Here is a 19,066-nt window from a genome sequence, read left to right as displayed (position 1 = left end):
AGTAATCTTGAATTTACCAGAGAGGAGACGTTTTTCAAGTAGGAGATTACAAACAATGAATAGGAGGAAACAGAAATGGAAAATTTAAAATTGACACGGATCGATTTTCGTTTGATCCATGGGCAGGTAATGACCAGATGGGTAAAGGAATACAACATTAAAGATATCGTGGTGATTGACGACAAATCTGCGAAGAGCCCAATTTTGAAAAAGATACTATTAAATGCGGCGCCATCATCGGTAAATGTTTTTGTAGAATCTATTGCAAGCGCTACCGAAAAATGGGAGAAGAATGAATTCCCTAAGAATAATTTACTTATTCTATTTAAAGATACAAAAACAGCTGCCAAAGCATGGAAAGAAGGAATTAAGTATACCTCGCTGCAAATTGGCGGAATTGAAGGCTCAGGGAACAAAAAAAATATCAATAAAAATATCGTCATGTCAGAAGAAGATGTACAGGATCTGGTTCCTCTACATGAAAATGGGGTGCGGGTCTACGGACAACCGATCCCCGAAGATGCGGAGTATGCATTTGAAAGTATTTTAAGTAAGTTTTAAAAAGGGGATGTCTGTTCAATCAAGGAAATTCTTGTCAAGAACACTTTAATTAAATGATAGATGGCATTCGAATCAGATTTAACAGAACGAAGGAGGAAAAGAGATGGTTCAAGCATTATTAATGGGATTGTTGGCTCTGCTAAATGGGATTCAGTGGCCGCTAAGTTGGTGGCTGATCCGTGAACCGATTATGGCTGGTTTTTGGGTTGGGTTAATCTATGGCGATCCGGTTCAGGGGGGAATTATTGGGGCAACAATCAACGTGGCCTATCTAGGCTGGATTAGTGCAGGTGGCGCGAATGCTTCAGACCTCTATTGGGCGGGGTTATTAGGAACATTTGTAGCAATCCAAGGGGGAATGAGCATTGAGCAATCGGCTGCTTTTGCTATTCCGATCGGGTTATTAGGAAATTATGTCCATGTAGCGTATATGACGCTGGCGTCATTTTGGCCGACTCGAATGGATAAATTAGCCGACAAGGGTGATTGGAAAGGCATTCGCAAGATTCAAATGTTTGGCGGTCCGTTCATTGTGCTCTTCTTAAGAGCGTTACCAGTCTTCTTCATTGCACTTTTTGGAAGCGAGTACATTCAAATTATTATTAATAGTTTGCCTGATTGGGCAATGAACGGTCTTGGAGCAGTCGGAAAAATCTTGCCGGCTTTAGGGATGTCGATGCTATTGAAATTTATGCTTAAAAAGGAACTTATTCCATTCTTTATCATTGGTTTCGCGATTGCGGCGTATACCGGAATGACAGACTTAATGATGTATGTCATCATCGCTGTGGCGATTGGACTATTAATGTTAAAACTTGGCTTTGCGAAAGAAGAGGGGGAAACAGAGAATGGCTAAATCATTAGATAAAAAGGATATCAAACGAGCTGCTGTCACTTGGTGGTTAACATCACACTTAACTTACAACTATCAACGACTACAGGCTGGCGGGATGACGACCGTGATGGGCCCGCTTTTGAATAAGATGTATGAAGGCGATAAGGAAGAAATTACCGATGGTTTGCAGCGGCATATGCTGTATTTCAATACAGAACCTCGCTTAGGTGCTTTTCTACCAGGAATGGTGGTCGCATTGGAAGAAGGGATTGCCAATAATCCAACCGAAGAAATTGATAAGTCGATGGTTACGGAAATTAAAACCGCGTTAATGGGACCGTTAGCGGGAATCGGTGACACGGTCGTAGCCGGATTGTTGAAGCCGATCGTTCTGAGTGTCACATTAGGTTGGGCTTCACAGGGACAAATATGGGGAGCTTTTGCCTTTGGGATCATCTTTACGTTGATGGATTTTGCGATGACATACGGCATGTTTACTCAAGGCTATAAATTAGGGATGGATTCGATTGATCGTTTCTTAGAGGGACCATTCATTAAGAAAATGACTTCCTTCTTAGGAATTGTCGGCCTGTTCTGTTTAGGCGTTATGATCGTTAAATATGTCAGTGTTCAAGCGGTGTTGGAAGTGAAGCTGGCAACGACTACTTTGTCAGTTGGAGAAACCCTGAATAAGATCGTTCCAAGTTTCTTACCACTTGCGTTTACTTTCTTAGCTTATTGGTTGCAAGTAAAAGGGCAAAGCGTAACGCGTGTGTTGCTGGTGCTCTTCGCGATCGGTTTCCTAGGCGGTGCCATCGGAGTATTAGGATAAGGAGATAAACAAATGACTAAGTTGATTATTGTTACTCATGGCCCTTTAGCGGATGCCTTTAAAGAAAGCGGCGCAATGTTTTTCGGTGATCAGGTAGATCAGATATCCACGATTGGGTTGTTTCCAACAAAAAGTCCAGAGATGTTAGAAAAAGAGATCAAAGAAGCTGTCGTACAATCTGGAACGAAGGAATGCCTCATTTTTGTTGATATTTTAGCTGGGACACCATTTAATGTCGTAGCTCTCTTGATTGAAGAGTTAAAGGAAGACTATCAGATTGAATGCTTTGCCGGGGTGAACATGCCACTGGTGATGGAAGCGTTGGCTTCAAAGGATTCTATGAATGTAACAGAACTGACGAATCACATTGGGGAAATGTCCGCTGATACCATTGTTAATCTTCGGCAGACACTAGAAATTTAAAAGGAGCGAATAGGAAAATGTTAAAAGCAGAAAACACGATGCGAATTTTTAATACAGGCATAATGGCCGTTGTCCGCGTAGAAACGATTGAAAGAGGGATCGAAGTTGCGCAAGGGTGTTTGGATGGTGGCGTAGATGTTATGGAGATCAGCTACACCAACAATAACGCTGGGGAAGTCATCCGAGCAATCAAAGAAAAATTCGGTGATAAAATCTTGATCGGTGCCGGCACTGTTTTAGAAAGTACCACTGCCCGGTTGGCAATCATGGACGGTGCGGAATTTGTCATCGCCCCCACTTATGATCAAGGTGTTCAGGAGCTGTGTAATTTGTATCAAATTCCTTACGCACCAGGCTGTACTTCTTATACAGAAATGATGGAGGCCCTGAAAAATGGCGCTTCATTTATCAAAGCCTTCCCGATTTCCAATTATTATGGTCCAAGTTTAGCGAAGGTAGTAAAAGTTCCTGTGCCTCATACGCCAATTTTAGCATCTGGTGGGGCAACGCTGGAAAATCTTCATGAATGGTTTGAAAATGGTGTGGATTGCATTGGTATTGGCGGACTCTTAACTAAAGGTACGTCAGAAGAGATTGCTCAAAATGCCCAGAAATTGACAGCTATAGCCAATGAAGTTCGAGGAAAGTAAGAGGAGAACCAAATGAAAAAAACGGCGATCGTAAACGCGAATAGTTTCGGGAAATATTATCCTGAATACATTACCCAATTAGATCAACAAATCGGTGAAACAAAACGCTTCAAATTTCCAGTAGATATCTCTCCTGAAGAGTTGGCAGCCGAGCTGAAGGATTTCTCTTTCATCATTATTGGGACCGAACCAAAACTACCTAGAAGCTTTTTCGAAAAAATGCCTAAACTTCAATTAGTCGTTCGCTTTGGGATCGGCTATGACAATGTGGATGTTATCGCGGCTAGAGAAAACGGAATTATGGTGTCCAATATTCCAGCGTACATGGAAAGAGACGATGTTGCTGAATATGCCGTGTCTTTGATCTTGTCGGCAGCGAAATTAGTCACTTACACGGCTGAAAAAGTAAAACAAGGCGAATGGGCCAAAGATCGTGGACGTTATTTGGGCCACCGCTTGAACAAAAAAACGATCGGCATTTGCGGCTTTGGAAATATCGGCACACGAGTTGCGGAGATTATGCAGGCATTTAACTGTAAGATCATCTGTTACGACCCCTATCTTTCAGCAGAAGAAGCAGAAAAACGTGGGGGAGAAAAAGTGGACTTTGACGAGTTGTTGGAACAAGCAGATGTTATCTCCCTGCATATGAATTGTACGGCTGAGAACAAAGGGATGTTCGATCAGTCGGCATTTAAGAAAATGAAAGCCAGCGCGGTTCTGGTCAACACCGCTCGCGGTGCTTTGGTGAATGAAGTAGATTTATTTGCGGCATTAGATGCTGGAGAATTTGGCAGCTACGCCACTGACGTTTTAGAAAACGAACCGCCAGTAGCTGATCATCCATTTATGACTCAAGAGAAAATCATTTTGACGCCGCATATCGGGGCGTACAACCATGAGTGTAATGAAATGATGTGTGAAAGTGTGGTTGATGATATCGCTAAAGTCAATGCGGGTGGTGAGCCGAAGCATTTATTGGAGAAATAGTTTGTCGGTCTTCGTCAAAGCGTAAACTAATTTGAATCAAAAATAGCTATTATGAAGCGTCGTTGCTCTTGCTATGCTACCCCTAACTAGGACAAAGAAATAATGAAGTCCTAGTTAGGGGTATTCCTTATGGGTAAAAGAAAAATGAAGTTCAGTGCTGAAAACCAAGTGATGTTTGTAGAAAAATATCTGAATAAAGAAAGTGGTCTAAGTCAGGTAGCTAAAGAAGCTGGCGTTGCTATAGAGACTATTAATAATTGGTGCGTCATTTATGAAAATGAGGGTCCGACTGGATTAGTCGGTACAAGAAAGAACAAGTGCTACTCCAAAGAATTGAAACGTGAAGCTGTTCTTGATTATCTGAATGGGAGAGATAGTTTAAGCTCAGTCGCTAAAAGATACGGCTTAAGAAGTAGAACACAACTTTTAGACTGGATTAAAAGATATACTACTCATGGAGACTTCAAATCAGAAAGCGGTGGAAGTAAGGTGAGTCAAAAAAATTCAATTTAGAAGAACGTATAGAAATGGTGCTCTATTGCATTGCCAACAACTATCAGTTACATTATCGGAAGGAATGAACTCTATTGAGAAAAACATATAATCGTGAATTTGAACTAAAGAACTCACAGGATCTTCTTGAGAAGAAAGTAACTACCAAGAGAATATCTTCTGAAGAATACAACATCTCTCGCCCAACAATTTCTCGATGGGTTTCAGAATATCGTCGATACGGATCTCCAAGAATCGCTTAACAGCTTTACGATGGAGGAATCTAAACCAATAAACTGTTATAGCTGTTCTCATGCGTGAAATGAATTTATGCGCAAAAGGATTTCATCGATGCAAATCTACTTATGGTAGGGCAAAGGCAATCGAAGAAATAGTAAAAGAAAATTTGTTGAATCGACAATTTGAACAGAGCCAAATTGATGCTGTTTGGGTGACGGATATTACCTACATTTCATGTAATGACGGTCCCCTCTATTTATCCACCCACATTGACTTGGCGACTCTTATTCCACGTCGCTACATGGTAGATTCAAACATAAAAAAAGAAATTGTCATCCATCCATTACAAATTTATAAAGGAGAATTGGGTACGGTCATTCATTCCGATAGAGGTAGTCAATATCAGTCTCTTAGCTATCAAGAGCTGTTGACCGACCTCCTGACCACGTCGCGTGTAATTCTTTCGTGCGTAAATAAAGTAGTTTTAGGTGCTATCATTATGAGATCCAATCATCTTAATTTGATGGTTGGATTGTTTTGTCATGAACAAAAAAGGGTAAGTCTCCTTTATAGGAGTAGCAAAAAGATACTGAAATCATGCCGTCGTAGCGTGGTAAAATAATGAAAAAGAGATGACACCATGCTTATTACAAAATCAATGTTACAGGTGAGTTCTTTAATGGTTACTTTGCCTTCAGAGGATGGAGAAAAACCTCAAGAAAACCAAAAATATATTCTGATGACGGGACGATCACGTTAGTTCCAAGGCTTGTAGATCCGTTTGACGGTGGTAATAGTGCGGAGTATTACGAAAAAGATGAATGGGGAGGGAAAACTTTTTAAGAAGAAAAATAGTTTCTCCAAAAAGATGTCCAAAATTTGTCGTAGTCGTATTTAAAAGAAGTTTAATCATAGTAATGAACTGGTGTGTGACGAACAACCAACCATGGCCTTTTTTTATATCTTCCTTAAATCGTGTTGGTGGAGACAAATTCGAATAAAACTTAGTCTGGTATGCGGTGCGTTCTGTGTGCCGCATATTTTTAGTTTTCAAAGATCAGTCCGTTGCTTGCCAATAAAGTCGGGGAGGTATCGGCTCATTTTTTAACAGCTTATATTCAAATGAATGAAGAATGTGTTAGATGGAGATACGGTTTCTTTTTTAGAAAAAAAGCGAAAAGATAAAGTTACTAAGCATGTTTTGTTTTGACAAAATGAGAATTCCTCCTTAGTATAGAGAAGAACGTATTTATACATAACACGAAAATACGCGGCGGCGATTTGTTTATTTCTACGGCTACATTGTTTGAGTAGTCATAAAAAAGCAAATTGCGGCTGTTTTTATTATGAAAGGAGTCTTGTTATGCTATCAAAAATAAAATCCTTGGTGGTTTTGTTTGTCGGAATTAGCTTGATGTCAATCGGGATCGCATTAGCGAAGCTTGCCCAATTAGGTACCTCGCCAATTTCTAGTATTCCCAATGTGATGAGTTATATCACACCACTATCAATTGGAAACTTGACGATGATTTTCATGGTCTTGATGATTTTCTTGCAAATGGCCATCTTACGTGAGGTGAATCTTCCTATTATCCTGCAAATCGTACCAGGTATCGCCTTTGGTGGGTTGATCGATGTCTTTGTGGATGTATTAACTAACTTGGGTTTGCCTGCACTTATGGGGCATTACTTGGAGCAATTGGCGTTTACATTGCTTGGAATGGTAGTGTTGTCTCTGGGTGTATTTTTTGAAGTCAATTCGCGGTCGATTTTGATGCCGGGAGAAGGACTGGTGGTCGCTCTGACCTTGCGTACGAAGAAACCCTTCGGTAAATTAAAGATGTATACAGATTTAACGATGGTGGCAGTAGCGCTAGTGATCTCGCTGCTTTATTTTCAAGGACTTGTCGGGATTCGAGAAGGAACGATCATTGCGGCACTCTTTACAGGTAGATTAGTGACCCTTTATAATCCGTTGATTCCTTGGGTGGATCGTTTTACGACAAAATAAATCGTGCTAAAAAATGAATCTATCGTTCAAAGTATCTTTGAACGATATTCTTAGTAATCGACATTTGGGTCGCCTCCTATGATTGGGTTTGGGAATTGATTTATAAGACAACCAGATGTTTTTTTGTTATGAAAGGGTACTTGGTGTTTTCACTCTCGGAAGCAAACCACTATTATAGAAACGTTTATTCATAGTAATGAGCCGTTGCGTGACGAACAACGGCTCATTGCTATGTTTTTAGATTAGAAAGGCTCGCCATTCTTTTTATAATACCTTCTGTAAAAACAAGATCGTTCCAATAACAATCACAAAACCAATCGTTGCGATGACTGTCAATGATGTATGAAAAATCGGGATGGATAGAACAGTCGCAAAGATGGGTTCGAAGGCGGTCAAAATGCTGGCCAGTGATGACGAGATATACTTCAAGCTAGACAGGTAAATGAAATAAGAAACAGCGGTTCCTAAAATGACTACGATCAAAATATGGAGCAGCGAAAAAAGCGAAAGTTCCCCGGTATAGCGGAAAAATGGCTGGATCAGATTTGCGGGCACACTTCCCAGCAGCATGCCCCAGCCTACGACTAAGAGACTGCCGTATTTTTTTAGCAGATTACGGGGCTGAACGGAATAAAAAGCTAGAGAAATTGCCGAGCCGACACCCCAAAGTAATGAGGCCGGAGTGACTGTCAATTGAGCAATATTTCCGTTAGCGACGATCATGAACACACCAATAAGTGTTATAAGCATCAGCAGCAGGGTCTGTCGATTAGGCAATCGTTTGTTTTTCATAGCTTCATAAATGATGATAAAAAATGGGCCTGTATATTGAATAATCGTAGCGAAGGAGGCACTGCTTAGCTCGATCGTCTTGAAATAGGTATATTGAACGGCATACATACCAAGAATGGAAAAAGTCAGAATTGCTATGAAATCACCTTTTTCTCGAAATGGCGCGAAGATTGAGCGCGAACCCGTAAGTTTGGCAGCAGATAATAAAAGAATTCCCGCAATAAACATCCGAGTAGAAACCAACCATTCAGCGGAAAATTGATAGTCATTAAATAGAATTTGTCCGGAAATTCCGGATATGGCCCATAGTGTGGCTGCCAGTCCCGCAAACAGGATGCCTGTGTTCTTTTCTGCTAATTTCATACAGTTCTCCTTTAACTTACCAATAGTGTTGTGATACTGTATTATAGAATGTTGTTTTCATGAGTATCTATCAGAATAAAGATTATTTTTATCATTATTGTGTAAAGGAGGATGGCAATGTATTTTGAAGTCAATGAAGCTGAGCAGGAGCAGACCGAACATCGAATCGGTGATTTTCCAATAGCGATCTATCATCGTATTCTAGACCGGACTAGAAATGATGAGCTGATGTGGCACTGGCACGAAGAGTTTCAATTAACCTTCGTTCTTTCGGGAACTTTGGAGCTGTCTGTTGGAAAAGAGACGTATCAGATCTATGAAAAGAGTGGGATCATTATTAATTCACGAAAGCTGCATCACGCGATTCCCTTAACTGAAACGGCGGAATATGTGTGCATTGATTTTTCGCCCCATTTTCTGAATGAACAATTGTATCAATCAACCATCAAGCCTTTTCAAGACAATCAGAATTTTGTCAGTTGGCTTTTGACACTTGCGCCTCATCAGCAGGTAATTTTGAAGGAAATCATGGAAGAACCACAAACCTATAACTTTCTAAAAATCTATGAACTGATTCTCAGCTGTCTAAACGAGATCGGCAATTCTCCTGCTTCCTCAGAAAAGAAGGAGGATCAGGATATTTATCAGCTGCTGAAATTTGTCCATCAAAATTTTCAACAGGATCTTACAGTGGCGGCGATCGCTCAAGTGATTCCCATAAATAAAAATAAGTGCACGAGTTTGTTTAAGGCCTACACCAGTCAATCGCCCATGAACTATACGATTGATTATCGATTGTTGAAGGCGAAGGAACGGCTTTTACAAACCGAGGAGACGATCTCTGAAATCTGTTTTGCTGTGGGATTTAATAATTTGAGCTATTTCATCGCAAGGTTTAAAAAGAAATATGGCTGCAGCCCGAAGCAGTTTCGGAAGAGGTTTGGGGGGATGTTGGAAAGAGGCTTGATTTGGAATAGAAAGGGAGATGATGATTTTTAAATCAATGTTTTGATTTGAATCTTTTCTTTTGAAAAGGTTGTTTGATACACGACGCATCCTTCCGAATCCTACTAAACAACAAAAAAATCGTTTATTAAGAAGATAAAGGACTCAATCGGAGTGATCAGGGGGAATTTGATCATTAATGACAACCTTCAACAAGAACATATCTTCAAATTAATGAAGCTAGTTATAAAGGCAAAAGGTGATTTCACAGTGGTTGTTAGTGACGGTTATCGTCTTTCTAAAAGAAAAACTTTGAGAAATCTTCCCAAATTGCTCTGATATTAGAGTTATCAGCGGAAAAATAGAGGTGGTTAAAATATGAGAGTGAGATTGACAGAAAAGATAGCGAAGGATAATTTGAATCAGCAATTAATGCGGGGAATGAAGAAGCTGATGAATGAGGGGCTCCAGATTGATTTAACGCTAGATGAACTATTGAAATTTCCGAAAGTTAACAGAAAAAGATTTCACCAATACTATAAAAGCCAAGTTGATTTTCTTCATTATTAAGAAAATATAGATATGTCTACCCTGAATCGTTGCAAGTATTTCATAAGTTTGTTTTACTTAAACAAATGGTGGTGATAAAAAATGCTCATTAAGCAAATGAGTTATCTAGTAGCTGTGATCGAAAAGAATAGTTTTACTGGAGCCGCGGAGGAGGCGTTTGTCTCACAATCAGCAATCTCTCAGCAGATTCAGGCTTTGGAGGAGGAGTTGGGTGTAGAATTGCTGCATCGACAGCATCGAAAATTCACTGTGACTCCGGCGGGTGAGTATTTTTATCGAGAGGCGAAGCGTTTGCTGCGAGACATCGAAGAGGTTGTACATGAAACCAAACGCATCGGTGAAGACGTGGATACACAGCTGAATTTAGGATATTTACGCGTATATAGCGGTCAAGAACTGCATCAGGCGATTGCCGAGTTTTCCGAAATCTATCCTGAAGTTTCGATCAATATTGTCAATGGCACCCATGAAGAACTTTATCAGGAGCTGCGGCAGAATACAGTAGATGTTGTATTGAGCGATCAACGGCGGGCTTTTTCTGATGATTATGTCAATTATCAATTGATCAAACCGAATGTGTATATCGAACTCTCCGGCAGAAATTCGCTTAGTAAAAAAGAGTCGATCGACATTCAGGAGTTGAGAAATATTCCCTGTATTTTGATTGCCGGCTCGGATCAACAAGCATATGAAGAGGATTTTTATCGTAATACGCTGGGCTTTAATGGAACATTCTTATTTGCGGAAAGTTTAGAAGAAGGACGGATGATGGTCATTGGCAATCGTGGCTTTTTACCGATTGAAGTGGCCGGAACCTTACCTGATCCAGCAGTCTCTGTTAAAAGAATCCCGTTAATGAAAAATAAACAACCGCTGATCCGAAATTATTGTGCGTTTTGGAAGAAGGAGCGGTCGAATTATTATATGGAAGAATTTGCCGAGCTGCTTCATCGGTTGTTTACTAATGAGAAATAGAACGATCAAAAACCTGGAAAAGAGGATAGCCTCTTATTCAGGTTTTTTGCATAAGTAAAACTTATCCAAGTGATTAGTAAGTTGAATTGTTCGAAGGAGTCGTTGAGCCTATACTAATCAGCGTAGAGAAGAAATGGAAACGAAAGGGGATAAATAGTATGGATATGACGCAACAGGCTCAAACGTATCATGAGAAAATGTTTCCGGGCTATGTCTCGGATTTTTTAAGGACAGATCCAGAATTTATTGAGCGGTTTGATAATTTTGCCTTTGATGAGGTGATTGCGACGGTTGATTTGGATGATTCCACACGTTTTATGGCGATTTTGTCTGCTTTGATAGGCTCTCAAAGTCTGGAGGAGTTTAAAGCGATGATTCCGGCAGCGTTGAATTTCAAGGTAACACCGGTAGAGATCAAGGAAATTGTTTATCAAAGTGTTGCTTATTTGGGAATTGGCCGGGTTTTTCCATTTCTGAAGGCGACAAATGAAATTTTTGAAGCAGAGGGGATTTCATTACCCTTAGAAGGACAGGCAACGACAACGATCGATAATCGTATGGAGCTTGGGAGCGAGACTTTAGTAGCTATTGCGGGAGAAAAAATGGAAAATCTTGCGACAAGCGGTCCGAAAGAATCGCGGCATATCAATCGATGGCTAGTGGAAAATTGCTTTGGCGACTATTATACAAGACGGGGATTGACTTTCAAACAACGGGAAATGATCACATTTTGCTTTTTACTTGCCCAAGGCGGGTGTGAGCCGCAGTTAACTTCTCATGCGGAAATAAATATGAGGATTGGCAATGACAAGGACTATTTGATCAAGATTATCTCGCAGGTATTGCCCTATATCGGCTATCCAAGAAGCTTAAATGCTTTAGCATGCGTCAATGCCGCGAAAGAACAATAACTAAAAGTAAAGATGGAGGAAATGACATGTCGAAAACGTACTTAATAACAGGTGTCAGCAGTGGCTTTGGCTATGAAATGACCAAACAGCTATTAGCAAAAGGTGAAACGGTTATCGGGACTGTGCGCAATGATAAGAATATCCGTCATTTGTTGGAGGAATATCCAGATACTTTCTTTAGGAAATTTTTGGATGTAACGGATAATCAGGCAATCAAAGTGCTTGTTGAAGAAATATATCATCATTTAGATGTCGTTGATGTGGTGATCAGTAATGCAGGATATGGACTTTTCGGAGCAGCGGAAGAATTATCCGAGGAAGACGTCGATAAAATCATCGCTACGAACTTAACTGGTTCGATTCAGTTGATTCGCTCAGTTATTCCTCATATGCGTAAACAAGGTCATGGGCGCATTATCCAAATGTCTTCTTACGGTGGACAGGTTGCGTTTGCGGGAAATTCCATGTACCACGCCACGAAATGGGGAATCGAAGGCTTCGTAGAATCTGTGGCACAGGAAGTCGCGCCTTTCAATATCGGAATGACGCTTGTAGAACCAGGCGGAGCACGGACCGAATTTCGTTACGGCTCAGCTCAAGTTGCGCAGCTGATGCCAGAGTATAATGGCAATCCAGCCCATGCCTTTTTATCCATGCTTGATCCAGAAAATGGGTTAGCCCCTGGCGATCCGGTAAAAATGGCGGAACGGATCATTGAAAGTGTCGATCTTGAACCTGCACCACTTCGGATGGTTTTGGGAACTGCCGCTTTGACGAATACCATTGCTACCTTAGAAAAACGACTTGAGGATTTCAAAACGCAAACAGAATTGGCCGCATCAACAGATTTTGCTGAAAAAATGGCGGAATAATTGATGAAAATTTTGATTTTAGGAGCAGCGGGTCAGATTTCTAGAATGCTGACAGAAAGATTATTGAAAGAAACTAACGATGACCTAATTCTTTTTGCTCGAAAAGCAGATCATCGGTTAGAGAACCCAAATCCTGACCGGGTATCAATTATCTCCGGAGATTTCAATGATCACACAAGTTTAGAAGCAGCCATGACGAATGTGGATATTGTTTATCTAAATGATATGAATTTACCTGAGGCAACAAAGAATGTTGTGTCAATAATGAAAAGATACAATATTCCTATGATCATTGGTGCTACGATTTTAGGGATTTATGATGAAGTAATCGGTGAATTTGGCAAGTGGAACGCACGAATGGTGGGGACTACTGGAACAGATCGCCATAAACGATCAGCAGAAATCATCGAAAACTCAGGATTAGCGTATACGTTATTACGATTAACCTGGCTTTATAATCAAGCGGATAATTTAATCTATACAACTAGTAAAAAAGGCGAGCCATTTATTGGTGCTCAAGTCACCAGAGAGGCTGTGACGCAGTTAATTCTTACTATTTTGAACGATCCTACAGAGTATAAAAATACTAGTCTAGGTGTCAGTGAACCAAACACAGACTTTTCCAAACCGTCATTTTACTAAGTAAAAAACATCAAAATTTGAATGGAGCGATAAAATATGAGAGCAACTGTTTTTGTAGAACCAGGAAAAATGGAGATTCACGAGGTGGAAAAACCAGAGATTCAAAACAAGGATGAAGCGATTATTCGAGTAATTCGAGCAAGTGTTTGCGGCTCTGATCTTTGGTGGTATCGTGGGATCTCTGAAAAGAAAAAGGGCTCTTTAGCTGGTCATGAAGCCATTGGTATTGTAGAACAAGTTAGCACAGATGTTACATCTATCAAGGTAGGGGATTTCGTTATCGTGCCCTTCACACATGGTTGCGGTCATTGTGTGGCATGTAAAGCCGGATTTGACGGCGATTGTTTAACAAATTCTGCTGGTGCCAGTAGTTATCAAGCAGAATATATTCGCTACACGGGAGCAAATTGGGGATTAGTAAAGGTTCCGGGACAACCAGGAGATTACTCTGATGAGCAGTTGAAATCCTTTGTAGCATTAGCAGATGTCATAGCAACAGGTTTTCATGCTGCAAAAAGTGCTGAAGTGAAGTCTGGGGATACGGTCGTTGTGATCGGTGATGGTGCGGTTGGTTTGTGTGGAGTGATCAGTGCGAAGTTATTAGGTGCGGAAAAAATCATTGTGATGAGCCGTCATGAGGATCGCCAAAAAATTGCCCTTGAATTTGGTGCTACAGACATTATTGATGTCCGCGGTGAAGAGGCTGTCGCACAAGTCATGAAACTGACCGACACGGGAGCGGATGCTGTTTTAGAATGTGTTGGAACCCAACAAGCCGTTGAAACTGCGATCAAAGTAGGACGACCAGGCGCTGTCGTTGGCAGAGTTGGTGTTCCCCATATTGATGAACTGGATACCAATTCATTGTTTTGGCGAAACATTGGATTAAGAGGAGGAATAGCTGCCGTTACGACCCATGACAAAGCCATTTTACTACAGGCTGTCTTAAATAATGAGATTGAACCAGGTAAAGTATTTAATCGTCAATTTGATTTAGATGAAGTGCAAGCTGCATACGAGGCGATGGATGAAAGAAAAGCGATCAAGTCATTATTACTGATCGGATAAAAGAGAAACTAAAAAATCAGGAATCGGCTATCAAAAGTCTTTCCTGATTTTTTTGTATCTACGTAAACAATGAGAATTATTCTTTGATATCAGTTTGATGATAAATTCGCGTCTCCTCGAGATTGATTGAATTTTTCACTTTAAAGGTATAATTTTTCATATAGTCCTTCGAGAAAAGACAGGCGTAAAGCGTGTTTAAAAGAAACAAAATGGATTCCTCTGTAGAGAAGTTGCTAATTTTTTTATACAGCCGTTCTCTAGAAGAGATACTTAGAATCGTGTCAACTTCTTGGCGAATATAATTTCCGCCATCGCTGGTCAAGCCAATTAATTTAACGCCTTGTTTTTTCATTTGGGGAATGAATCGCATGGGTTCTCGTGAGACATCATTGCCTGAATAAGAAATGATGATGGCGGCATCCTCTTGAGTGAGTCCACTGGCGGCCATACCAGTTTCGCCGCTTTGAATAACCTCAACGGACTTTCCAATGGTGAGCATTTTACGCCTAAAAATCTCCCCTAGTAGGTTATTGGGGCTGACGCCTAAAATAACGATTCGCTGGGACTTTTTAAGGATCTCCACCGCTTTTTTCAGTTGAGAAATATCGATTCGATCCGCGGTATCTTGAATGCTTTCGATTTGTACGGTGGCAATATTCGTGATGATCTCTTTATAATCGCTCGTATTGCTGAAGGGAAGATTAGGGTCAATTTCTGAATAGTGCGTTTGTTCATAGCGTAAATCTTCGATCAGTTTATTCGAAAAATCCTTCCAGCCATTAAATCCAAGGGCTTTGCCAAAACGGACCAGCGCCGATTTAGAGGAATATGTTTTTTCAGCAATTTGATTGATTGAAAACGTATGGATGTCGAGCTTGTTTTCGAGAATGAATTCAGCGATTTCTCTTCTAGTGCTATTTTGACTGACGGTGAACTCTTCAATTCTTTGCAATAATTTCATCTTCGTTGTCCTTTCCTTTTGTTTAAGTGTAAACATTCAACTCCCAGAACTCAACGAAAAGTCGACAAGCGGCAATCAAAAGTTTCTATAAGTTTCGTTCAAAAGTCGATTTGAAAGAAATTAGCTAAACTTAGTGCCAAAAAATTTCGAAAGCATTGAAAGCGGATGCACCTGCTTGTATAGTTCAGTTATCAAAGCGCGCTGAGAAAATCAAACCTATTTTTTAGTAAGAAAAATAAATTAAATCAAGGAAGGGAGCCATTAAAATGAGTGGTAAAAATACAGAGCTAGCCAAGAGTATTGTTAAGCTGGTGGGTAGCAAGGAAAATATTCGTAATCTTATTCATTGCCAGACACGTTTGAGATTTGATTTAGCGGATGAGACAAAAGTAAATATGAAGGACTTGCAGGATCTGGAGGGAATTGCGGGGGTCATTAACAGCGGCGGCCAATTCCAAGTGGTTATCGGTACCCATGTTTCAGAAGTCTATGAAGAGGTTCTGCCGTTAATCGGAAACCTTGATACAACGGATGAAGACTCAAAAAATAAAAACTTTTTGACCTTAGCAATTGAGTTCATTTCTACTTCCTTTAGTCCAATCATTCCAGCGATGAGTGGAGCCGGGATGATCAAAGCTCTTCTAGCATTATTAGTCCTATTCAATGTTGTTTCAAATGAAAGCCAAACTTATTACATTATCAATTTTATGGCGGACGCCGTTTTCTATTTCTTGCCATTTTTCTTAGCTAATACTGCTGCTCGCAAATTAAAATGTAATCCGTACTTGGCGATGGCCTTAGCTGGTGTATTGCTTCACCCGAACTTTGCGGCATTAATTACGGCGGGAGATCCGGTCAATCTCTTTTCTATGCCGGTTCGACTAGTTGGCTATGGCGCCAGTGTTATCCCGATTATGTTGATTGTCATTTGCCAATCGTTTATCGAAAAGTTCTTTAATAAGATCATTCCGAATGCGGTTAAAATTGTTTTTGTCCCAATGTTTACCATTTTAATTACTGGGATCATCGCTCTGGTTGCTGTGGGACCTTTAGGATCCTATGTAGGGGAAATGATCGCTGGCGGATTTAATGCGATTCGCGCTGTTGCTCCTTGGGCCCCAGCGGTGATTGTCGGAACGTTTTTACCGATCATGGTAATGTTTGGGATTCACACAAGTATCGGGCCGTTGGATGTTCTACAGCTGACTTCGGTTGGTTACGCCAATATTTTTGGTCCGGGGGCAATGGTATCCAATATTGCCACGGGTGTCGCGGCGTTAGTTGCTAGCACACGAACAAAGGATCAAAAGGAAAAACAAGTAGCCACTTCAGGTGGGATCACAGCCTTGATGGGCATTACTGAACCTGCGCTTTACGGGGTGGCATTGCCTAAGCGCTATCCATTGATTGGTACCATGATTGGCGGCGGTTTGGGCGGGTTATATGCCGGACTGAGCGGCGCATCACGATTCGCTACGGGTTCTTCAGGATTACCAGCTATCCCGCTTTATATTGGAGAAGATATTTCGAATGTGGTCAATATCTTGATCGCCATCGCTATTACGATGATTACAACGGCGATCGCCACGTATTTATTAAGTATTCGCTTTGAAAAAAAAGAAGCATCTAATGAGAAAACCTCGGCGTCAGTCATCGCGGTGGATTCAATCGTGATTAATAGTCCGATTACCGGAGAGATGTTGGATTTATCCGAAGTGAAGGACGAGGCATTTTCAACTGGAATGCTAGGTCAAGGCGTCGCTTTTGAGCCAAGCGAAGGAAAAGTTGTTGCACCATTTAACGGGACCGTCTCGACCTTATTCCCGACAAAACACGCGATCGGGTTGGTTTGTGAGAATGGCGTTGAGCTACTTATTCACGTAGGCTTGGACACAGTTAAATTGAATGGGAAATATTTTGAAGCCCATGTTCAACAAGGAGACAAGGTCATTCAAGGGCAAACCTTACTAACCTTTGATTTGGCTAAGTTGAGAGAAGAGGGATTTGTCACTCAAATTCCGGTTGTTGTAACGAATACAACGAATTTCAAAGAGATTACCCATGATTCCTTTGGCGTAAAAAACAGCGACAGCGCTGTGTTGACCATCCAGGTATAGGTTAGGAGAGGAAACAATGACATTAGCAAAAAACTTTCTATGAGGCGGCGCGACAGCCGCCAATCAAATCGAAGGCGGTGTGCTGGAAGGGGGCCGTGGTCTAGCGAATATTGACATGATGCCCTGTGGTCCTGACCGTAAAAAGGTCGCGGCAGGAACAATGAAGATGCTTGAATGGGATGATCAGCACTATTATCCCGCAAAAGAAGCCATCGATATGTATCATCGCTATATGGAGGATATCAAGCTTTTCGCAGAAATGGGCTTCAACGTCTATCGCATGTCACTTTCGTGGTCGCGGATCTTTCCAAACGGAGACGATGCAGAACCAAACGAAGAAGGCTTGCGTTTTTATGAAACGATCTTTAAAGAGCTTCATAAGTACGGGATTGAACCCTTAGTCACGATTGCTCATTTTGATATTCCTTTGAATTTAATCAAAAAATACGGTTCATGGAGAAATCGTAAAATCATCGATTTATATGCGAAATATGCTCGTACCGTATTGACGCGCTATAAGGCGCTGGTGAAGTACTGGCTGACAATCAATGAAATCAATATTCTGTTGCATCAACCCTTTGTCGGCGGCGGAATTGTTTTTGAAGAAGGGGACAATCAGGAAGAAATCAAGTATCAAGCCGCTCATCACCAGCTTGTTGCGAGTGCGCTGGCCACTAAGATTGCTCACGAGATTGATTCAGAAAATCAAGTAGGCTGTATGTTGGCAGGGGGAAATAATTATCCCTATACGTGTCGGCCGGAAGATTATCAAGAGGCCATCAACCGTGACCGAGAAGGCTATTTCTTTATTGATGTTCAAGCCAGAGGGAAATACCCGAATTATGCATTGAAGAAGTTTGAGCGGGAGAACTTGAAGATTGTCATGGAACCTGAAGATACTGAAATTCTGGCCTCAGCACCGGTAGATTTTGTTTCATTTTCGTATTATTCTTCTCGGACAGTTAGTGCTCATGCAGAAGATTATGAACAAACCACTGGCAATATTTTTGCGACCATCAAAAATCCTAATTTACCATCCACAGAATGGGGCTGGCAAATTGATCCCTTAGGACTGAGAAACTCCCTAAATCAGTTATATGACCGCTATCAAAAGCCACTGTTTATTGTGGAGAACGGGTTAGGGGCAGTCGACGTGCCAGATGAAAATGGCTTTGTTGAGGATGACTATCGAATTGATTATATTCGCCAGCACATCGAAGCCTTCAAAGATGCGGTGGAAATCGATGGCATTGAGTTGCTAGGATATACCACTTGGGGCTGTGTCGATTTGATCGCTGCTAGCACAGGACAAATGAGCAAGCGGTATGGGTTTGTCTATGTTGATCGCGACGATGACGGCAATGGAACCTTTGACCGCACTAGGAAAAAATCCTTCTATTGGTACAAACAAGTCATCGCCTCTAATGGTGACGATTTGACTAGTGATCGCCTTAAAATCCCAGTGGAAACAAGCATAAAATAATCTATTATAAGTACTTCTATGAGCAGGCTGATTCGTGCTGAATATAGAAGTGCTTTTTGAATTTATGAAGCGAGCCATCAAAATGAGAATAAAACGTACGCGTACGCCTTGCCATGCTTTTAAGGCATAGCCTTATGTAAAGTGGGTATTAGACGAAAGGAAGACGGCGCTGTAGGATAAAGCTATTGAGAGTATAAGCTAAATCTGATCAAAGCGGAGATAAGTGCCTTGGAGATTCAACCAGTGTTTGATGACTGATGATCGCAGGTGTGGAATATTCAAGAAAGAAGAGAAGAACATGAAAAATATATTGATACTTGGCGCAAAGGGCCA

19 protein-coding genes and 3 pseudogenes are annotated in these 19,066 nt (G+C 41.0%); 20 read left to right on the top strand and 2 right to left on the bottom strand.

Annotation, left to right across the window (positions count from 1 at the left end):
- Positions 1 to 75 precede the first annotated feature (75 nt).
- From KQI58_RS16035 to KQI58_RS15990, 11 genes and pseudogenes are all read left to right on the top strand, one after another.
- Positions 76 to 561: a PTS system mannose/fructose/N-acetylgalactosamine-transporter subunit IIB gene (locus tag KQI58_RS16035; RefSeq protein ID WP_216410043.1), complete on the top strand. Its 486-nt coding sequence runs from the start codon at positions 76 to 78 to the stop codon at positions 559 to 561.
- Between the two features lie 103 nt (positions 562 to 664).
- The gene (locus tag KQI58_RS16030) at positions 665 to 1,417 is read left to right on the top strand and encodes a PTS mannose/fructose/sorbose/N-acetylgalactosamine transporter subunit IIC (RefSeq protein WP_216410042.1); all 753 of its coding nucleotides are present in this window, start codon (positions 665 to 667) and stop codon (positions 1,415 to 1,417) included.
- Entirely contained in the window at positions 1,410 to 2,228 is an 819-nt protein-coding gene (locus tag KQI58_RS16025) for a PTS system mannose/fructose/sorbose family transporter subunit IID (protein WP_216410041.1), read from the top strand. Before KQI58_RS16030 ends, KQI58_RS16025 begins: the two co-directional genes overlap by 8 nt.
- 12 nt (positions 2,229 to 2,240) lie before the next feature.
- Entirely contained in the window at positions 2,241 to 2,651 is a 411-nt protein-coding gene (locus KQI58_RS16020) for a PTS sugar transporter subunit IIA (protein ID WP_216410040.1), read from the top strand.
- A 17-nt stretch (positions 2,652 to 2,668) separates the two neighbouring features.
- Positions 2,669 to 3,301 (top strand): ketohydroxyglutarate aldolase, encoded by a 633-nt coding sequence (locus tag KQI58_RS16015; RefSeq protein ID WP_216410039.1) that lies wholly within the window; start codon positions 2,669 to 2,671, stop codon positions 3,299 to 3,301.
- Between the two features lie 12 nt (positions 3,302 to 3,313).
- Positions 3,314 to 4,291, top strand: coding sequence for a D-isomer specific 2-hydroxyacid dehydrogenase family protein (locus KQI58_RS16010; RefSeq protein WP_216410038.1), 978 nt, complete (start codon positions 3,314 to 3,316; stop codon positions 4,289 to 4,291).
- A 129-nt stretch (positions 4,292 to 4,420) separates the two neighbouring features.
- Positions 4,421 to 4,804, top strand: coding sequence for a helix-turn-helix domain-containing protein (locus KQI58_RS16005; protein WP_216410037.1), 384 nt, complete (start codon positions 4,421 to 4,423; stop codon positions 4,802 to 4,804).
- A gap of 74 nt (positions 4,805 to 4,878) precedes the next feature.
- Positions 4,879 to 5,043: pseudogene (locus KQI58_RS22770) on the top strand (helix-turn-helix domain-containing protein); the annotation flags it as partial.
- A 53-nt stretch (positions 5,044 to 5,096) separates the two neighbouring features.
- Positions 5,097 to 5,645 (top strand): DDE-type integrase/transposase/recombinase, encoded by a 549-nt coding sequence (locus tag KQI58_RS16000; RefSeq protein WP_216410062.1) that lies wholly within the window; start codon positions 5,097 to 5,099, stop codon positions 5,643 to 5,645.
- Positions 5,646 to 5,663: 18 nt separating this feature from the next.
- Positions 5,664 to 5,866: pseudogene (gene mazE / locus KQI58_RS15995) on the top strand (type II toxin-antitoxin system PemI/MazE family antitoxin).
- A gap of 520 nt (positions 5,867 to 6,386) precedes the next feature.
- Positions 6,387 to 7,034, top strand: a complete 648-nt coding sequence (locus KQI58_RS15990; protein WP_216410036.1) for a YczE/YyaS/YitT family protein — start codon at positions 6,387 to 6,389, stop codon at positions 7,032 to 7,034.
- 264 nt (positions 7,035 to 7,298) lie between these two features.
- On the opposite strand, the gene KQI58_RS15985 is transcribed toward KQI58_RS15990, so the two are convergent.
- Positions 7,299 to 8,189, bottom strand: a complete 891-nt coding sequence (locus KQI58_RS15985; protein ID WP_216410035.1) for a DMT family transporter — start codon at positions 8,187 to 8,189, stop codon at positions 7,299 to 7,301.
- Positions 8,190 to 8,306: 117 nt separating this feature from the next.
- Here KQI58_RS15985 and KQI58_RS15980 point away from each other — a divergent pair, with 117 nt between their 5' ends.
- The 7 genes from KQI58_RS15980 (at position 8,307) to KQI58_RS15950 (ending at position 14,172) form a co-directional block, all read left to right on the top strand.
- Complete coding sequence (locus KQI58_RS15980) at positions 8,307 to 9,188, top strand: helix-turn-helix transcriptional regulator (RefSeq protein ID WP_216410034.1); 882 nt, start codon at positions 8,307 to 8,309, stop codon at positions 9,186 to 9,188.
- 324 nt (positions 9,189 to 9,512) lie between these two features.
- Positions 9,513 to 9,704: a hypothetical protein gene (locus KQI58_RS15975; protein WP_216410033.1), complete on the top strand. Its 192-nt coding sequence runs from the start codon at positions 9,513 to 9,515 to the stop codon at positions 9,702 to 9,704.
- 81 nt (positions 9,705 to 9,785) lie between these two features.
- Positions 9,786 to 10,679 (top strand): LysR family transcriptional regulator, encoded by an 894-nt coding sequence (locus KQI58_RS15970; RefSeq protein WP_216410032.1) that lies wholly within the window; start codon positions 9,786 to 9,788, stop codon positions 10,677 to 10,679.
- Positions 10,680 to 10,837: 158 nt separating this feature from the next.
- Positions 10,838 to 11,590 carry a carboxymuconolactone decarboxylase family protein gene (locus tag KQI58_RS15965; protein ID WP_216410031.1) on the top strand — a complete coding sequence of 251 codons (753 nt, stop codon included), beginning with the start codon at positions 10,838 to 10,840 and terminating at the stop codon, positions 11,588 to 11,590.
- Positions 11,591 to 11,616: 26 nt separating this feature from the next.
- On the top strand, positions 11,617 to 12,462 hold the full coding sequence (locus tag KQI58_RS15960; RefSeq protein ID WP_216410030.1) for an SDR family oxidoreductase: 846 nt from the start codon (positions 11,617 to 11,619) through the stop codon (positions 12,460 to 12,462).
- Between the two features lie 3 nt (positions 12,463 to 12,465).
- The gene (locus tag KQI58_RS15955; RefSeq protein ID WP_253295982.1) at positions 12,466 to 13,104 is read left to right on the top strand and encodes an NAD(P)H-binding protein; all 639 of its coding nucleotides are present in this window, start codon (positions 12,466 to 12,468) and stop codon (positions 13,102 to 13,104) included.
- A 36-nt stretch (positions 13,105 to 13,140) separates the two neighbouring features.
- Positions 13,141 to 14,172, top strand: coding sequence for a zinc-binding dehydrogenase (locus tag KQI58_RS15950; protein ID WP_216410028.1), 1,032 nt, complete (start codon positions 13,141 to 13,143; stop codon positions 14,170 to 14,172).
- 76 nt (positions 14,173 to 14,248) lie between these two features.
- On the opposite strand, the gene KQI58_RS15945 is transcribed toward KQI58_RS15950, so the two are convergent.
- A complete protein-coding gene (locus KQI58_RS15945) occupies positions 14,249 to 15,133 on the bottom strand; it encodes a MurR/RpiR family transcriptional regulator (RefSeq protein WP_216410027.1) in 885 nt (294 codons plus the stop codon).
- A 266-nt stretch (positions 15,134 to 15,399) separates the two neighbouring features.
- Between KQI58_RS15945 and KQI58_RS15940 the strand changes: the two genes are divergently transcribed.
- Positions 15,400 to 17,250 carry a beta-glucoside-specific PTS transporter subunit IIABC gene (locus tag KQI58_RS15940; protein WP_216410026.1) on the top strand — a complete coding sequence of 617 codons (1,851 nt, stop codon included), beginning with the start codon at positions 15,400 to 15,402 and terminating at the stop codon, positions 17,248 to 17,250.
- 16 nt (positions 17,251 to 17,266) lie between these two features.
- A pseudogene (locus KQI58_RS15935) lies at positions 17,267 to 18,733 on the top strand (6-phospho-beta-glucosidase).
- Positions 18,734 to 19,066 lie beyond the last annotated feature (333 nt).

The sequence above is a fragment of the Enterococcus raffinosus genome (assembly GCF_018917525.1).
GTDB classification, from domain to species: Bacteria; Bacillota; Bacilli; order Lactobacillales; family Enterococcaceae; genus Enterococcus_A; species Enterococcus_A raffinosus_A.
This window is presented reverse-complemented; position numbering and strand designations above follow the sequence as displayed.

Coding starts and splice junctions, on each gene's coding strand:
- KQI58_RS15990 (WP_216410036.1), top strand. CDS start 6,387: ATGCTATCAAAAATAAAATCCTTGGTGGTTTTGTTTGTCGGAATTAGC.
- KQI58_RS16000 (WP_216410062.1), top strand. CDS start 5,097: ATGCGTGAAATGAATTTATGCGCAAAAGGATTTCATCGATGCAAATCT.
- KQI58_RS16025 (WP_216410041.1), top strand. CDS start 1,410: ATGGCTAAATCATTAGATAAAAAGGATATCAAACGAGCTGCTGTCACT.
- KQI58_RS15955 (WP_253295982.1), top strand. CDS start 12,466: ATGAAAATTTTGATTTTAGGAGCAGCGGGTCAGATTTCTAGAATGCTG.
- KQI58_RS16010 (WP_216410038.1), top strand. CDS start 3,314: ATGAAAAAAACGGCGATCGTAAACGCGAATAGTTTCGGGAAATATTAT.
- KQI58_RS15960 (WP_216410030.1), top strand. CDS start 11,617: ATGTCGAAAACGTACTTAATAACAGGTGTCAGCAGTGGCTTTGGCTAT.
- KQI58_RS15965 (WP_216410031.1), top strand. CDS start 10,838: ATGGATATGACGCAACAGGCTCAAACGTATCATGAGAAAATGTTTCCG.
- KQI58_RS15975 (WP_216410033.1), top strand. CDS start 9,513: ATGAGAGTGAGATTGACAGAAAAGATAGCGAAGGATAATTTGAATCAG.
- KQI58_RS16005 (WP_216410037.1), top strand. CDS start 4,421: ATGGGTAAAAGAAAAATGAAGTTCAGTGCTGAAAACCAAGTGATGTTT.
- KQI58_RS15945 (WP_216410027.1), bottom strand. CDS start 15,133: ATGAAATTATTGCAAAGAATTGAAGAGTTCACCGTCAGTCAAAATAGC.
- KQI58_RS16015 (WP_216410039.1), top strand. CDS start 2,669: ATGTTAAAAGCAGAAAACACGATGCGAATTTTTAATACAGGCATAATG.
- KQI58_RS16020 (WP_216410040.1), top strand. CDS start 2,241: ATGACTAAGTTGATTATTGTTACTCATGGCCCTTTAGCGGATGCCTTT.
- KQI58_RS15985 (WP_216410035.1), bottom strand. CDS start 8,189: ATGAAATTAGCAGAAAAGAACACAGGCATCCTGTTTGCGGGACTGGCA.
- KQI58_RS15950 (WP_216410028.1), top strand. CDS start 13,141: ATGAGAGCAACTGTTTTTGTAGAACCAGGAAAAATGGAGATTCACGAG.
- KQI58_RS15970 (WP_216410032.1), top strand. CDS start 9,786: ATGCTCATTAAGCAAATGAGTTATCTAGTAGCTGTGATCGAAAAGAAT.
- KQI58_RS15980 (WP_216410034.1), top strand. CDS start 8,307: ATGTATTTTGAAGTCAATGAAGCTGAGCAGGAGCAGACCGAACATCGA.
- KQI58_RS16035 (WP_216410043.1), top strand. CDS start 76: ATGGAAAATTTAAAATTGACACGGATCGATTTTCGTTTGATCCATGGG.
- KQI58_RS16030 (WP_216410042.1), top strand. CDS start 665: ATGGTTCAAGCATTATTAATGGGATTGTTGGCTCTGCTAAATGGGATT.
- KQI58_RS15940 (WP_216410026.1), top strand. CDS start 15,400: ATGAGTGGTAAAAATACAGAGCTAGCCAAGAGTATTGTTAAGCTGGTG.